At 67.0% G+C, this 14,898-nt stretch carries 12 protein-coding genes; 8 read left to right on the plus strand and 4 right to left on the minus strand.

Annotated elements, in window-relative coordinates:
- Positions 1-5 precede the first annotated feature (5 nt).
- From ABE463_RS17320 to ABE463_RS17345, 6 genes are read left to right on the plus strand one after another with little or no spacing between them, the layout of a single operon-like run.
- Positions 6-2,189, plus strand: coding sequence for a polysaccharide lyase 6 family protein (locus tag ABE463_RS17320; RefSeq protein ID WP_346468999.1), 2,184 nt, complete (start codon positions 6-8; stop codon positions 2,187-2,189).
- Positions 2,186-4,426, plus strand: coding sequence for an oligoalginate lyase (locus ABE463_RS17325; protein ID WP_346469000.1), 2,241 nt, complete (start codon positions 2,186-2,188; stop codon positions 4,424-4,426). The genes ABE463_RS17320 and ABE463_RS17325 overlap by 4 nt, the downstream gene beginning before the upstream one ends.
- Entirely contained in the window at positions 4,423-5,715 is a 1,293-nt protein-coding gene (locus ABE463_RS17330) for an MFS transporter (protein WP_346469001.1), read from the plus strand. Before ABE463_RS17325 ends, ABE463_RS17330 begins: the two co-directional genes overlap by 4 nt.
- A 43-nt stretch (positions 5,716-5,758) precedes the next feature.
- A complete protein-coding gene (locus ABE463_RS17335) occupies positions 5,759-6,514 on the plus strand; it encodes a glucose 1-dehydrogenase (RefSeq protein ID WP_346469002.1) in 756 nt (251 codons plus the stop codon).
- 30 nt (positions 6,515-6,544) lie between these two features.
- Positions 6,545-7,726, plus strand: a complete 1,182-nt coding sequence (locus ABE463_RS17340; protein WP_346469003.1) for a GDSL-type esterase/lipase family protein — start codon at positions 6,545-6,547, stop codon at positions 7,724-7,726.
- The gene (locus tag ABE463_RS17345) at positions 7,723-8,826 is read left to right on the plus strand and encodes a sugar kinase (RefSeq protein WP_346469004.1); all 1,104 of its coding nucleotides are present in this window, start codon (positions 7,723-7,725) and stop codon (positions 8,824-8,826) included. Before ABE463_RS17340 ends, ABE463_RS17345 begins: the two co-directional genes overlap by 4 nt.
- Positions 8,827-8,845: 19 nt before the next feature.
- Here ABE463_RS17345 and ABE463_RS17350 read toward each other — a convergent pair whose 3' ends face one another.
- Positions 8,846-9,271, minus strand: coding sequence for an NUDIX domain-containing protein (locus ABE463_RS17350; protein ID WP_346469005.1), 426 nt, complete (start codon positions 9,269-9,271; stop codon positions 8,846-8,848).
- Between the two features lie 133 nt (positions 9,272-9,404).
- Complete coding sequence (locus tag ABE463_RS17355) at positions 9,405-9,977, minus strand: Ax21 family protein (protein ID WP_346469006.1); 573 nt, start codon at positions 9,975-9,977, stop codon at positions 9,405-9,407.
- 622 nt (positions 9,978-10,599) lie between these two features.
- Between ABE463_RS17355 and ABE463_RS17360 the strand changes: the two genes are divergently transcribed.
- Entirely contained in the window at positions 10,600-10,959 is a 360-nt protein-coding gene (locus tag ABE463_RS17360) for a DUF1428 domain-containing protein (RefSeq protein ID WP_259260478.1), read from the plus strand.
- A 16-nt stretch (positions 10,960-10,975) separates the two neighbouring features.
- On the opposite strand, the gene ABE463_RS17365 is transcribed toward ABE463_RS17360, so the two are convergent.
- A complete protein-coding gene (locus ABE463_RS17365; RefSeq protein WP_346469007.1) occupies positions 10,976-11,656 on the minus strand; it encodes a hypothetical protein in 681 nt (226 codons plus the stop codon).
- Between the two features lie 197 nt (positions 11,657-11,853).
- Entirely contained in the window at positions 11,854-12,873 is a 1,020-nt protein-coding gene (locus tag ABE463_RS17370; protein WP_259260480.1) for a histone, read from the minus strand.
- Between the two features lie 555 nt (positions 12,874-13,428).
- Between ABE463_RS17370 and ABE463_RS17375 the strand changes: the two genes are divergently transcribed.
- A complete protein-coding gene (locus ABE463_RS17375) occupies positions 13,429-14,856 on the plus strand; it encodes a Do family serine endopeptidase (RefSeq protein ID WP_346469008.1) in 1,428 nt (475 codons plus the stop codon).
- Positions 14,857-14,898: the final 42 nt, after the last annotated feature.

Below are 14,898 nucleotides of genomic sequence, written 5' to 3' on the forward strand. Positions count from 1 at the left end.
GTCCCATGACCAAAGCCCTGCTGTTGAGCCTGTCCCTGGCGGCATTCCCTGCCGTAGCGGCCGATTATCTGGTGCGCGACGCTGCTGCCTATGCCACCGCCGTACGCGCCCTCGCCCCCGGCGATACGGTGATCCTGGCGGACGGCGTCTGGCGCGACGTGGACCTGCTTTTCCGGGCCACCGGCAAAATTGGTCAACCAATTAAGTTGACGGCGCAGACCCCCGGCAAGGTGATTCTCAGCGGCCAGTCCCAGCTGCGTCTGGCCGGTGAGCACCTGGAGGTGTCCAACCTGGTCTTCCGCGATGGTTGGGCACCGGGGGGCGAAGTGGTTTCATTCCGGCGGTCAGCCAGTGAGTGGGCCAACCACAGCCGGGTGACCGGGATCGTGATCGACCGCTACAACAAACCGGACCGCCAGCAGTCCGATCACTGGGTGGCGCTGTACGGCCAGCACAACCGCTTCGACCACAACCAGCTGGTCGGCAAGACCAATGCGGGTACTACCCTGGTGGTGGTGCGCAACGCCACCAGCGGCCTGGACAACCAGCACCGCATTGATCACAACTGGTTCGGCCCGCGCCCCAACCTCGGTTCCAACGGCGGCGAGACGATGCGCATCGGCACCAGCCACGATTCGCAGTCCGATTCGCGCACCGTGGTGGAGAACAACTGGTTCGAGCAGTGCGATGGCGAGGTGGAGATCGTCTCCAACAAGTCCGGCGGCAACATCTACCGCGGCAACGTCTTCCAGGACTCGCGCGGCTCCTTGGTGCTGCGCCACGGCCACGGCAATCGGGTGGAGCGCAATGTGTTCCTCGGCCATGGCAAGGCGCATACCGGCGGCGTGCGCGTGATCAACCGCAACCAGACGGTGCGCGACAACTATTTCGAAGGCATTGCCGGCGACAATTTCGCCGCAGCCTTGAGCGTGATGGCCGGCACCCACAACGCACCGTTGAACCGCTACGAGCAGATCGATCACGCGGTGATCGAACGCAACAGCTTCATCCAGGTCGGTACCCTGTTGCTGGGCGCGGGGCTGGATGAAGAGCGCAATGCGATGCCGGTGAACAGCCGCATCGCCGGCAACTTGTTCATCGGCGATGGACACCGCGAGCTGCTGCGCACGCAGGGCGATCTCTCCGGCATCACGTTCGCGGGCAATGTGCAGAGCCCTGCCGCGTCTTCCGGCTTCCCTGGCGGTGTCAGCGGCCAGACCCTGACCCTACAGCGCGCGGCCAACGGCCTGCTCTACCCCACCGCCGCCATCGATGCCGGTGCCCCGCGCGATCTGAACCCGATTGCCCGCGACCAGGTCGGCGTGGACTGGTACCCCAAGACCCAGCCGACCACCGCCTTGGACAGCGGCGCCGTGCGTAAGGTCGCACCGGGCGAGGACACCCTCACCGCCGCCGTGGCCGCCAGCGCCCCCGGCGACCGCCTGCAGCTGCAGCGCGGCCGCTACACCGTGAGCCAGGTGCTGGCGGTGGACCATCCGCTCAGCGTGGTCGGCCCCGCACGCGGCCAGGCCAGCGTGCAGTTCTTGCGGCCGAGCCTGTTCGAGATCGGCGCGCGCGGTTCGCTGCGCCTGGCGCGGCTGGACATCGACGGCGCGCTCGCCCCGGATGCCGCCGGCAACGCGGTGATCCGCGTGCCGCCGGGCAGCCAGGCCTTCAACTACACGCTGCGCATCGAGGACAGCCGCGTACACGGGCTGACCGCCAACAAGGCCTTCGACGTGATCGCCACCGGCAAAGGCAGCCTGGCCGCGCGGATCGCACTGGCCAACGTCACGGTGGAGGACATCACCGGCAGCGTGATCGCTGCGGCCGCCGAGACCGACGATCTGGGTACCTACAACGCCGAGCAGGTGGATCTGCTGGACTCCAGGTTCCGCCGCATCGGCGGGCCGGTGGTGAACCTGTATCGCGGCGGCACCGACGAAAGCACCTTCGGTCCGGCGCTGCAGGTGCACGGCAACCAGTTCGAGCAGGCAGGGGTAGTCGATGACACCAGCCTGCGCCTGCATGGCGTGCAGTTCGCCAGCATCCGCGGCAACCGCTTCGACCGCAGCGGCCGCATCCGTTTCAGCCATCGCGTCGGGGAACCGACCCTGCGCATGGGCGACAACCCGCTGACGGCCACCGCGCCGTTGCTGTCCGATACCCCTGTTGAGGCCCTGCCATGAATCACGCCCCGCCCCTGATGCTGCTGCTCGCCGCCACCCTTGGCGGGGCCGCGTTGCCCGCTGCGCAGGCCGCACCCGCCGCCCGGCAGGCGCCCGCCGAGGCCGCCACCGCACCGGTGCTGGTCACCGCCGCGCAGTGGACGCAGATGCGTGCCGAAGGTGCGCGCTCGCCGCTGTTCGCCAAGGAACAACAGCGTGCCGAACAGCGCGTGCGCGCGATGATGAAGGCCGGCATCGACGTGCCGGTGCCCAAGGACAAGGGCGGCGGTTACACGCACGAACAGCACAAGCGGAATTACCAGGCCATCCAGGCCGCCGGCGCGCTGTATCGGCTGACCGGTGACAAGGCCTATGCCACCTTCGCCCGCGACCTGCTGCTGGGCTACGCCAAGCTCTACCCGGGGCTGGGCGCGCACCCGCAGGGCCGCGGCCAGATTCCCGGCCGGCTGTTCTGGCAGACCCTCAACGATTCGGTCTGGCTGGTCAGCGCGGCGCAGGGCTACGACGCGATCCGCGACACGCTCAGTGACGCGGATCGCAAGACGATCGACGACAACGTGTTCCGCGCGATGGCCGACTTTCTGTCCGGCACACCGGAAAATTTCGACAAGATCCACAACCACGCCACCTGGGCGGTCGCTGCCGTCGGCATGACCGGCTATGTGCTGCGCGACACCAACTACGTCGACAAGGCGTTGCAGGGCAGCAAAGGCGATGGCAGCGCTGGCTTCCTGAAACAGGTGGATCAGCTGTTCTCGCCGGACGGGTATTACGAAGAAGGCCCGTACTACCAGCGCTATGCGCTGGCCCCGTTCATCCTGTTCGCCAACGCCATCGAGCGCAACGAACCGCAACGCGGCATCTTCAAGCGTCGCGACGGCGTGCTGCTCAAGGCAGTCGATGCGCTGGTGCAGAGCAGCTACGGCAGCTACTTCTTCCCGATCAACGACGCCATTCTCGACAAGGGCCTGGACACCGAGGAACTGGTGGCCGGCATCGATATCGCCTACGCGCAGACCGGTGATGCACGCCTGCTGTCCGTCGCCAAAACACAGAAGCGCGTGCTGCTCTCGCCCGAAGGCCTGCAGGTGGCCCAGGCGCTGGCGGAGAACAAGGCCAAGCCATTTGCCTTCGTACCGACCCAGCTGCGCGATGGCCCGGATGGCACCGAAGGGGCACTGGCGATCCTGCGCATGGGTGGCGAGAACGGCCAGGCGCTGGTGATGAAGAACACCAAGCAGGGCATGGGTCACGGCCACTTCGACAAGCTCAACTGGTTGTTCTACGACAACGGCCAGCGCGTGGTGACCGATTACGGCGCGGCGCGCTTTCTCAACATCGAGGCCAAGGCCGGTGGCATCTACCTGCCGGAGAACAGCAGCTGGGCCCGGCAGACCATCGCGCACAACACCCTGGTGGTGAACGAACAGAGCCACTTCGGCGGCGACTGGAAGAAGGGCCAGCCACTGGCGCCGACACCGCTGCTGTTCGCGGTCAGCGACGACACCCAGATCGCCTCGGCACGGATGGAAGGCGCCTACGACGGGGTCAGCTTCACCCGTACCCAGGCGCTGCTCTCGCACCCCTCGCTCGGCGAGCCGGTGGTGCTGGATCTGCTGCGTGTCACCGGCAGCAAGGCCGCACGCTATGACCTGCCGCTGCACTTCAATGGCCACATCATGGACGTGGGCTTCAAGACGCAGTCCGCGGTCGCCGCACGTCCGGTTCTGGGCAAGGCCAACGGCTACCAGCATGTGTGGATCGATGCGGCCAGCGAGCCGACCCGCGACGCACGCAGCCTGACCTGGCTGCTGGACGGCCGCTTCTATACCTACCGCTTCGCGAGCACCGCGCCCTCGCGCGCCCTGATCGGCGAGAGCGGCGCGAATGACCCCTCGTTCAACCTGCGCCGTGAGCCGCTGCTGCTGCAGCGGGTGGATGGCCAGGCCACCACCACGTTCTACGGCGTGCTCGAACCGCACGGCCAGTACGACGGCACCGCCGAAACCGTGCGGGGCGCCAACAGCCGCATCGACCGCCTCACCCACTACCGCGGCAAGGATGCGGACGTGCTGGTGCTCGACCTGGCCGGCGGCAAGCAGCTCGCCGTGGGCATCGCCGATGATCCGGCCAAGGGCGGGTCGCATGAAGTGAGCGGCGGCGGACACAGCTGGCGCTGGGACGGTGGCTGGAAGCGCTTCGATACCGGCACCCGTACTGGCAAGGACGGCAAATGAAGGTCACTACGCAGGCCCGCACCTATGTCCGTTGGTTGATCGTGGCGCTGATCGCCATTGCCACGGTGATCAACTACATCGACCGCAACGCCCTGGCCGTGATGTGGCCGCAGATTTCCAAGGACGTCGGCGCGACCAAGGAAGACTACGCGCTGCTGGTCACGGTGTTCATGCTGTTCTATGCCGCCGGCCAGTTCGTGTTCGGCCGCCTGTTCGACATCATCGGTACGCGCCTGGGCTTCGCGCTGTCGATCGCGGTGTGGTCGATCTCGATCGCGCTGCACTCGGTTACCCACTCCATCCTGTCCTTCAGCATCGTGCGCGCCATGCTCGGCATCAGCGAAGCTGGCGCGTGGCCGGGTGCGGTCAAGGCCAATGCCGAGTGGTTCCCGGCGCGTGAGCGTGCGCTGGCGCAGGGCGTGTTCAATGCGGGTGCCTCGATCGGGGCGATCGTGTCGGCACCGCTGATCGCCGTGCTGTTCCTGTGGCTGGGCTGGCGCGGCACCTTCATCCTGATCGGTGCGATCGGCTTCATCTGGCTGCTGCCGTGGCTGATCATCTACCGCGCCGGCCCGGACAAGCACCCGTGGGTGAGCGCCGCCGAGCGCGCGTTGATCCTGGATGCACCCACCGAACAACCAGCCGTGCCCGTCCCCGAGTACGTGCCCAGCATGCGCCAGCTGCTGGGACATCGGCAGACCTGGGGCATCCTGATCTCGCGGTTCTTCCTGGACCCGATCTGGTGGCTGTTCGTGTCCTGGCTGCCGCTCTACCTGGCCGACACCTTCGGTTTCGACATCAAGCAGATCGGCATCTTCGCCTGGGTGCCGTATGTCGGCGCGATGATCGGCAGCCTCGGCGGCGGCTGGTTGTCCGGGCGCCTGATCGGCGCCGGCTGGAGCGTGGACAAGGCCCGCAAGGTGGTGATCACCCTGGGCGGCGCGATCATGGCCCCGGCATTGCTGGGCGCGGTGCTGGCCACCGATCCGGTCTGGGCCGTGGTGACCATCGCCTTCGTACTGTTCGGCTTCCAGATCGCCATCGGCAACATCCAGACCCTGCCCGGCGACATCTTCAGCGGCAAATCGGTCGGCTCGGTCGCCGGCCTGGGCGGCATGGCCGCGGTGGCCGGCACGCTGATCACCACTTGGCTGGTGCCGGCGATGACCCACGACTCCTACGCACCCATTTTCATCCTGGTGGCCGCCCTGGTGCCGGCCTCCCTGCTGGCGCTGTGGCTGGTCACCGGTCGCGTGGAAAAACTCCACGGCCCGGTCGAGCGCCGCTGAGCCCTCTTCTTCCCTTTCCCCCAACGCATCACAGGAGTGTTTCATGACCCAATTCAAGGACAAGGTGGCGATCGTCACCGGTGGCGGCCGTGACATCGGCCGCGAGATCTCGCTCAAGCTGGCCGCGGCCGGTGCCAAGGTCTGCATCAACTACGCCAACGACGAAGCCAGCGCGCAGGAGACCCTCAAGCAGGTCGAAGCCGCCGGCGGCACCGCGATCGTGTATCGCGCCGATGTCACCGATGCCAAGGCCGTGGCGGCGATGGTCGCTGCGACCCAGGCCGCGTTCGGTCCGCAGATCGATGTGCTGGTGAACGTCGCCGGGGGCATGGTCCAGCGCCGTCCGCTGGCCGAGATCGATGAGGCGTTCTTCCACAAGGTGATGGACCTCAACATGAGCTCGGTCTACCTGACCACGCATGCGGTGGTGCCGCACATGCCCGAAGGCGGCGCGATCGTGAACTTCGCCTCGCAGGCCGGCCGCGATGGCGGTGGCCCGGGCGCGGCGATCTACGCCACCGCCAAGGCCGCAGTGATGACCTTCACCCGCGCCATGGCCAAGGAACTGGGCCCGCGCGGCATCCGCGTCAATGCGCTGTGCTGCGGCATGATCGCCACCCGCTTCCATGACGAATTCACCAAGCCGGAAGTGCGCACCGCGGTGGCCGGCAACACCCCGCTGCGCCGCCAGGGCCGACCGCAGGAAGCCGCCGATACCGCGGTGTACCTGGCCTCGGATGCAGCCGGTTTCATCACCGGTGCCAACGTCGACGTCAACGGCGGCACCTACTTCTCCTGATTGACCCGCTGACCGCCTGGGAGGGCCGCCATGCTGCGCTGGATCACTGCATTCTCTCTTGCACTTGCCACCAGCGCCGCGGCGCTGCCCGCCCAGGCCCAGGTCTGGGTGCCGGCCTGGACCGCCTCGCCGGCGCCGGATCGTCTTGATGGCACCCCCGAGGCCCCGGTGCAGTTCGCCAACCAGACCGTGCGCCAGGACATGCGCCTGGCCAGTTCGGCCCGCGCCCTGCGCTTCCGCATCAGCAATGAACTCGGCCAGGCCCCGCTGCATATCGGCGGGGCCTCGGCCCACCTCACCGGCACCGCCACCGCGGCCAAGCCGGTCACCTTCAATGGTCGCGGCGAGATCGTGGTGCCGGTCGGCGCCGCGCTGCTCAGCGATCCGGTCGCGATCACCGCGCCGGCGCTGGCCGACGTCTCGCTCACCGTGTATTTCCCGGATGCCACCCGCCCGGCCGTGCGCCGCAACGCGCTGCGCATCGCCGATGGCCGCGCAGCCACCGTCGGCGACGCGGTCAAGCTCGCCTACCGCCAGAACGTGGTCTCCGCCGTGCTCGCCGAACGCGCCAGCAAGCCGGTGGTGGTGGTCGCCCTGGGCGACTCGATCACCGAAGGCGCCACTGCCACCCGCGGCAGCAATGGCGACTGGCCGGCGCTGCTGTCCGCCCGTCTGCAGCAGGCGTGCCCGGACCAGGTGGTGGTGGTCAACGCCGGCATCAGCGGCAACAAGGTGATGGATCACGGCCGCAGCCACAGCGCGCTGGCGCGGCTGGACCGCGATGTGATCGCGCTGCCGAACGTGGACCGCGTGATCCTGTTCGAAGGCATCAATGACATCCGCCATGATGGCGGCGCCCCGCCCGTCGCCGGCCGCAATGCCGAGGACATGGTGCTGGGTTACCGGCAGATCGCCGAACGCCTGCACAGCCACGGCATCCGCCCGATTGCCGCCACGATCACGCCCTTCGGTGGTTCGGACCGCTACGAGCCCATCGCGGCCGCCACCCGCACCACGCTCAACACCTGGATGCGCGGCGGCCGCAGCGGCTTCGATGGCCTGATCGACTTCGACCAGATCCTGCGCGATCCGTCCCACCCGGAGAACCTGCCCGAGGCGATCACCCGCGACCACCTGCATCCCAACGACGAGGGCTACCGGCGCATGGCCGCGGGCATCGATCTGGCGCTGCTCGGGTGCCCGGCGCGATGAGTGCCCAGACCTTCCAGGTTGCGGCCGAGAACGGCCAGCGCTGGGACGCACTGGCGCTGGGGGAGGTGATGCTGCGCTTGGATCCCGGCGAAGGCCGGATCCGCAGCGCGCGCCAGTTCACCGTGTGGGAAGGCGGTGGCGAATACAACGTCGCCCGCGGCCTGTGCAGCACCTTCGCCCATCGCACCGGGGTGCTCACTGCCCTGCCGCGCAACGAGCTGGGGCTGCTTGCCCAGCAGCTGATCCAGGGCGGCGGGGTGGATGCCAGCCAGATCGTGTGGCGCGACTACGATGGCATCGGCCGCAACACCCGGATGGGCCTGAACTTCACCGAGCGCGGCTTCGGGGTGCGTGCGCCGCTGGGTATTTCCGACCGCGCGTACTCGGCGGCCTCGCAGCTGCAGCCGGAGGCGTTCGACTGGGAGGCGCTGTTCGGGCAGCACGGCGTGCGCTGGCTGCACACCGGCGGGATCTTCGCCGCGCTGTCCGAGCACAGCGCGCAGACCGCGATCACCGCGGTGCGGGCCGCGCGCCGGCACGGCGTGGCGGTGTCCTACGATCTCAACTACCGCGCCAGCCTCTGGAACAGCCACCCCGACCCGGATGCCGCGCGCCACGCCAACTGCGCCATCGCGGCCGAGTGCGACCTGTTGATCGGCGATGAGTATTCGTTCGCGGCGTGCCTGGGCATGGACCTGAGCGATCTCGGTTGCCGCCACACGCCGATGGATGTCGGTCCGGCGGAGGCGGCCGCCGTGCGCGCGATGGCGCAGTTCCCGGCGTTGCAGGCGGTGGCCTTCACGCTGCGCGACGCCGCCAACGCCGCCCGCCACGGCTGGGCCGGTGCGCTGCGCACGCGGTCGCAGCTGTATGTCTCCGACGCACGCGAAGTGGATCTGCTCGACCGTGTCGGCGGCGGCGATGCCTTCGTGGCCGGCGTGGTGCATGCCCTGCTCAGCGGCAAGGGCGAGCAGGCGGCCGTGGATCTGGGCGCGGCACATGGCGCGCTGGCGATGTCCACGCCGGGTGACTACGCCATCACCAGCCTGGCCGAAGTAGAGGCCGTGGCGCGGGGAGATGGCGCCGCCGCACGACGCTGAGCGCCCTGCGCGCGGGGACTCAGTGGGCGATCGAGAGGTGTTCCAGGGCCTTGCGCGTAGAGAGCGTCAGCGGCGCGGGCAGTGCATCCGCGGTGAACCAACCCAGCCCGAGCAGTGCCTCGGGCTCCTGCACGGAGGCGATCGTGGTGTCCTGCGCGCGCACCAGATACACCGGGGCGACCCAGTGCTGGGCAAGCGCCGGCTCGAAATGATCGACCACGCACAACAGACGCTCCACGGTCACCTGAAGCGCGGTCTCCTCCTCTACCTCGCGGATCACCGCGTGTTCGACGGTTTCCATCCAATCGACCTTGCCCCCGGGCAACCCCCAATGCCCCTGCTCGGGCGGGCGCCCGCGCTGGACCAGCAGGATCGCGCCATCGGCACGCTGGATGACGGCACCACAGCCGAGGCGAGGCTGCTGCAGATCGGTGGATGGGGACATCGGTCATCTCCATGAAAGTGACTCATTATCCCTCGGGCCCCATGCCTGGATCGCGCCCCACGGAAAAGGCCCGGCAATGCCGGGCCTTTTCTGCCACGCCGATCAGGCACGTGGCGATGCGGTCACGCTGGAATTACCAGCTGAAGCGCGGGCCGACCGACCATTCCTTGTCACCGTGGCGATCCATCTTGATGTCGCCGTTGATGCCCCAGTTCTGGTTCAACTTCACCTGGCCACCCAGGCGGCCGTAGAACTGGCCATCCGGATTGACGCCGTGCTTCTTGCTGTAATCCTCGTAGCCGGCCATGGCATAGACTTCGGCGTGTTGGCCGAACGCGGTACGGATACCGGCTTCAGCGCTGTAGCCGTTGAAATCCAGGCCTTCCTTCGGGTCGAACTTGTTGTAGGCAACGCGGCCCACGAAGTCGGTGCTGTTGCCGATTTCCTGGTTGTAGCCGACGCCGACGCGCCACTGGTCAACCTTGAAGTTGCCGATATCGGTCTTCTGCTGGTTGTACTCACCGAAGGCGTGGAAGTTCGGCAGGAAGGCATAGGAACCCTTCACGCCCCAACCATCGGCCTTGCCGCCATCTGCGTCGGTCTTGACGTAGTCGGCTTCAGCGTAGTTGTAGGACTGGCCTTCAGCCGCCGAAGCGGTGAACGGGAGGGCGGCAGCCAGGGCCAGAGCAATCAACGAGGTCTTCATGGGGGTACACCTTTTATGTCTTGGACTACTTGCACCCGGCATGGAGGCCGGACTGCATCGGGAATGTAAATTCTCCGTTATTCGACACAACCCGCCCTGAAGTTGACCGCGTGCACAAAAGTGAATTTTGGGGCGGCGTTCAGACGCGCTCTGGCATACGCGCGTGGCGTTTTTCAGGCGAGGAAGGCGTGAATGCCCATACGGCGAGGGCCGTCACAGGGGCAACTGAAAAGGCGGGCGAGGGCCGCGCGCGCGAACCGCGCACGGAAAGGATTCTGGTCACGACGGTGCCCTTGCGGGGCGTCACGCGCTGGGGAAGCCGCTCTTGGGGAGTAATCGGCTAACGCGTCCATCCTCCTGAATGCACCGAGGTCCGTGCCGCGAGGCATTGGACCGCAGGGCGCCGTGGGGCGTCCTGCCCGGCATCGCCATCATGTGCTGAATGCGTCAGCTGCAACATCAGGAAGTTCCTCACTCTGATTCAGAGTTTTCTGACCCCCGGCCCCTGATCAAAGGCGTTCACCCGCTGCGAAGGGCCACCGGCGCACTGTCGATTGCCCGCCCCCTGGTTCGTCGTATGTCTTGAAGACGCCCATTCCGGCGCGTCATCTGGAGCATTGCCATGGCTTACATCGATGGTTTCGTACTGGCTGTCCCGACCGCGAACAAAGACGCCTTCCTCACGCACGCCCGCATGGGCGATGCGATCTGCATCGAGCATGGTGCGCTGCGCGTGGTGGAGTGTTGGGGCGATGACGTCCCGCACGGCAAGCAGACCGACTTCCATCGCGCGGTGGAGGCCAAGGAGGATGAAACGGTGCTGTTCTCCTGGATCGAATGGCCGGACAAGGCCACGCGCGATGCCGGCATGCAGAAGATGATGGAAGACCCGCGGATGAACCCGGAGAACAACCCGATGCCGTTCGATGGCAAGCGGATGATCTACGGCGGCTTCGTGCCGGTGGTGGAACTCAAGGGCTGAGCGGTTCTGCTAGCGCTCAGCGCGGGTGGGCGGATTCGTCGTCGCTCTGGAATCCGCCGCCCGTGCCGCCACCGCCGCCCATTCCTCCACCACCACCGCCGGTTTTTCCACCGCCTTTTTCTGCCGCATCGCCCTTGCCCTTCGCACCGGCCGAGGGCCGTGCCGGGCCCTGCCGCGGGATGGTGACCGAGGCGGGAATCGGATCCAGGTCCAGCGCCTGGCGGATGAAGTCGCGCAGCGACACCACCAGCGCGGCCGTGGGCACGGCGCGGCCTTGGGCCATCTCGTTGGCCGCATGCGCAGCCAGGCGCACCTGCTCATCCGTGCCCAGCAGCACAATGTCCGACAGGGCTGCTTCCACCGCATCACGGATCCGGCGCGCACGCTCGCCACCGCTCTCCGCCTCCGTGGGCAGATGCAGCGCATCGCCTTCTTGGTTTCCGTCGGGCAGCGCGCGGAAATCACGGCGATGGCGTGGATCGACATCGAGCGTGCCGGTGAACGAGCCGCCGAGGACTTTGTACGCGGCGATCAGCGTGCGCAGACGCTCGTTGATCTGCCGGTTCTCGCGCTCGCGGCGCTGCTGCATGGTCTGCATGACCAGCAGCCGGATGCCGACGCCGATCAGGGTGATGACCGACAACCCGACCAGGGTGGAGAGCATGGCCTGCCAGGAGCTGAAGTCGAGTCCGCGCATTGCGTCTCCCCGTGAAGGTCTGCCGGTCAGGTTAGCAAGGGACGCAGGGAGGTGATGGTGATGACGGGGTCCGGGAGCCTGATCGCACAGTGACGCGATGCGCTCGACCGGGGATGCCGAATTGACCGGGGACGGGCAAAGGCCGTTCCCACCATGCCGCTCCCGCCCTCAGGCAGGAGCAGCACGTAACTACTGACTTACTTGCGGGCGCGCTTGGCCGGTGCCTTGCGTGCAACCGGCTTGGCGGCGGCACGCTTGGCCGGGGCGGCCTTGCGGGCCGGAGCCTTCTTCGCCGGGGCCTTCTTGGCCACCGCCTTCTTGGCGGTAGCGACCTTCTTGCCGACGGTCTTCTTGGCGGCCGCGGTCTTCTTGGTCACGGCCTTCTTGGCGGTGGCGACCTTCTTGCCAACCGACTTGCGGGCGACGGCGGTCTTCTTGCCGGCCACCTTCTTGGCGGTCGCGGTCTTCCTGGTCACCGCCTTCTTGGCGGTGGCCGACTTCTTGGCCACAGCCTTCTTGGCCGTGGCGACCTTCTTGCCGACGGTCTTCTTGGCGACGGCGCTCTTCTTGCCGGCCACCTTCTTGGCCGCTGCGGTCTTCTTGGTCACGGCCTTCTTGGCGGTCGCCGACTTCCTGGCAACAGCGGTCTTGGCAGCGGCGACCTTCTTGCCGACGGTCTTCTTGGCGGCGGCGGTCTTCTTGGTCACGGCCTTCTTGGCGGTCGCGGTCTTCTTGGCGACAGCCTTCTTGGCGGTGGCGACCTTCTTGGTCACGGTCTTCTTGGCAGCAGCCGCCTTCTTGGTCACGGCCTTCTTGGCGGTCGTGGCCTTCTTGCCGGCAGCCTTGGTGGTCTTGGTCACGGCCTTTTCAGCGGCGGCCTTCTTCTTGGCGACCTGCTTCTTGATGGCGGTGGCTTCGGCCTTGGCGTTCTTCTTGGCTGCTTCCAGCTTCTGCTTGGCGGTGGCCAGGGTCTTGCCGACCGACTTGGCGGCCTTGTCAGCCTTCTTGGCGACGGTCTTCTCGACCTTGGTCACGGCCTTCTTGACCTTGGCAACCTGGGTGGTGGCAGCCTTGCGTGCACGCTTGGCGGTCTTCTTCACCGAAGCCACTGCATCTTCCGCAACGTGTGCGATGGTCTCGCCCACATTGGTGGCGGTTTCTTTTGCATCTTCGACGGTCTGCGAGAGAACCGTGGTCACACCATTACCGTTGCTCATTGAGTGCCTCCTAAGGGGCCTGGTTAGTCAAATCGCTGGCGATGCTATACCGGCGCGGTCCATCGTGGAACGGTCTTGATGCGATGCTCGTGCCAAGCCGACAGTAGCACCCTCATCGGCGGCAGCAAGCAACGCACCGGTCACGTGCATGAAACCCCTTGAAAACAGCAGTGGCGTTCCAGCGCGTGGCACGCGCGATGTATCTCGATGCGCATGTCGGCTGCATGCAATGAGCTGACGATTGGTCGTCGCACTTGATCCATTCCCTGCCCTCGCGCCCGGTATTTGCGCTGGTTTCAATGACGCGGATGCGCCTTGCCGGCGCACGACCAAGGTGCATCTGGACGACGCCGAACGCACCACACCACCCACCTTCGTGCCTCGCCACCGGCCCTATCGGCACCACCCTCCGCGCCCAGGGAGCGTCACCGGAAGGCTGACGACGTGGCGAATTTCATCCCGGGTTTAGCCGGTTGCGGACACACTCATTCAGGTTGAATTACCGTATACGTGTTTTCCCTGCCCCCGCCCCCTCCGACACGGAACCGCCGGACCATGCGACCGCTACCTACCCTGCTCACGCTCGCCCTCGCCGCTGCCTTCGGCGGGTTCACCGCCACGGCCATCAACGCGCACCTGGACAACCGTGCCGAAGCGGCGCCGGCCGCGTACACGATTCCCAGCGCGGCCGCGCTGCCCGCAGCGGTCGCCGGGCAACCTGTGCCCTCGCTGGCGCCGATGCTGGACCGTGTGATGCCGGCGGTGGTCAGCGTCAACACCAAGCAGGTGGTGCGCGTGCGCAACCCCTATTTCAACGACCCGTTCTTCCGCCGCCTGTTCCCGGAAGTGCCGCAGGAACGCATCAACGAATCGCTGGGCTCGGGGGTGATCATCGATGCCGCCGAGGGCCTGGTGCTGACCAACCACCACGTCATCGACAACGCCGACGACGTGCAGGTGACCCTGGCCGACGGGCGGACGGTCAAGGCGGAATTCATCGGCTCCGATGCCGATACCGATGTCGCGTTGATCCGCATTCCGACCGGCAACCTGACCGAGATCAAGCTCGGCGACAGCGCGCAGCTGCGCGTGGGCGACTTCGTGGTGGCGATCGGCAACCCGTTCGGTTTCAGCCAGACGGTCACCTCCGGCATCGTCTCGGCGGTGGGCCGCAGCGGCATCCGCGGGCTGGGCTACCAGAACTTCATCCAGACCGATGCCTCGATCAATCCGGGCAATTCCGGCGGCGCGCTGGTCAATCTGCAGGGCCAGCTGGTCGGCATCAATACCGCCAGTTTCAATCCGCAGGGCAGCATGGCCGGCAACATCGGCCTGGGCCTGGCGATCCCCTCCAACCTGGCGCGCGACGTGGTCGACCAGCTGGTCAAACACGGCGTGGTGGTGCGCGGCACGCTGGGCATCGAGAGCCAGAACCTCACCCAGCAGATCGCGCAGGGCCTGGGCCTGACCGAGACACGCGGCGCGCTGGTCACCCGCGTGCTGGCCGGTTCCAGTGCAGCCGCTGCAGGACTGAAGCCGGGCGATGTGGTGGTGTCGGCCAACGGCCAGCGCGTGGACAGCGCGCAGGCGCTGCACAACGTGGAAGGCCTGCAACCGGTCGGCAGTACGCTGACCCTGGACGTGCGCCGCGAAGGCAAGCCGCTGCAGATCAAGGCCACGCTGAAGGAACAGGCGCGCGCGGTCACCGGCGAGTCGCTCGACCCGCGCCTGGGCGGGGCCACGTTCGTCGATCTGCCCGAGTCGCTGCGCCAGGCCGGCGTCAGCGGGGTATTGGTCAGTGACGTCAAACGCGGCAGCCGCGCGGCAGCCTCCGGGCTTGCACAGGGTGACGTGATCACCGCGGCAACGGCAGGTGAGTTTGCCGACCTCGCCAGCTGGCGCGCCAACTTCCAGCAGCGCCCGGCCCAGCTGATGCTCAGGATCATCCGTGGAAATGGCGGCGGCCAGCTGGTGATGCGCTGAACGCGGCGTCAGCCGTAACGTCGCTTACACCCGGCCGATGCT

It is taken from the genome of Stenotrophomonas sp. TWI819 (genome assembly GCF_039673075.1).
Lineage (GTDB): Bacteria > Pseudomonadota > Gammaproteobacteria > Xanthomonadales > Xanthomonadaceae > Stenotrophomonas > Stenotrophomonas rhizophila_B.

What these genes read in the sequence shown, in the direction of transcription:
- ABE463_RS17325 (WP_346469000.1), top strand. Translation starts at nt 2,186, where the DNA reads ATGAATCACGCCCCGCCCCTGATGCTGCTGCTCGCCGCCACCCTTGGC.
- ABE463_RS17365 (WP_346469007.1), bottom strand. Translation starts at nt 11,656, where the DNA reads ATGCGCGGACTCGACTTCAGCTCCTGGCAGGCCATGCTCTCCACCCTG.
- ABE463_RS17370 (WP_259260480.1), bottom strand. Translation starts at nt 12,873, where the DNA reads ATGAGCAACGGTAATGGTGTGACCACGGTTCTCTCGCAGACCGTCGAA.
- ABE463_RS17335 (WP_346469002.1), top strand. Translation starts at nt 5,759, where the DNA reads ATGACCCAATTCAAGGACAAGGTGGCGATCGTCACCGGTGGCGGCCGT.
- ABE463_RS17350 (WP_346469005.1), bottom strand. Translation starts at nt 9,271, where the DNA reads ATGTCCCCATCCACCGATCTGCAGCAGCCTCGCCTCGGCTGTGGTGCC.
- ABE463_RS17340 (WP_346469003.1), top strand. Translation starts at nt 6,545, where the DNA reads ATGCTGCGCTGGATCACTGCATTCTCTCTTGCACTTGCCACCAGCGCC.
- ABE463_RS17375 (WP_346469008.1), top strand. Translation starts at nt 13,429, where the DNA reads ATGCGACCGCTACCTACCCTGCTCACGCTCGCCCTCGCCGCTGCCTTC.
- ABE463_RS17360 (WP_259260478.1), top strand. Translation starts at nt 10,600, where the DNA reads ATGGCTTACATCGATGGTTTCGTACTGGCTGTCCCGACCGCGAACAAA.
- ABE463_RS17320 (WP_346468999.1), top strand. Translation starts at nt 6, where the DNA reads ATGACCAAAGCCCTGCTGTTGAGCCTGTCCCTGGCGGCATTCCCTGCC.
- ABE463_RS17345 (WP_346469004.1), top strand. Translation starts at nt 7,723, where the DNA reads ATGAGTGCCCAGACCTTCCAGGTTGCGGCCGAGAACGGCCAGCGCTGG.
- ABE463_RS17355 (WP_346469006.1), bottom strand. Translation starts at nt 9,977, where the DNA reads ATGAAGACCTCGTTGATTGCTCTGGCCCTGGCTGCCGCCCTCCCGTTC.
- ABE463_RS17330 (WP_346469001.1), top strand. Translation starts at nt 4,423, where the DNA reads ATGAAGGTCACTACGCAGGCCCGCACCTATGTCCGTTGGTTGATCGTG.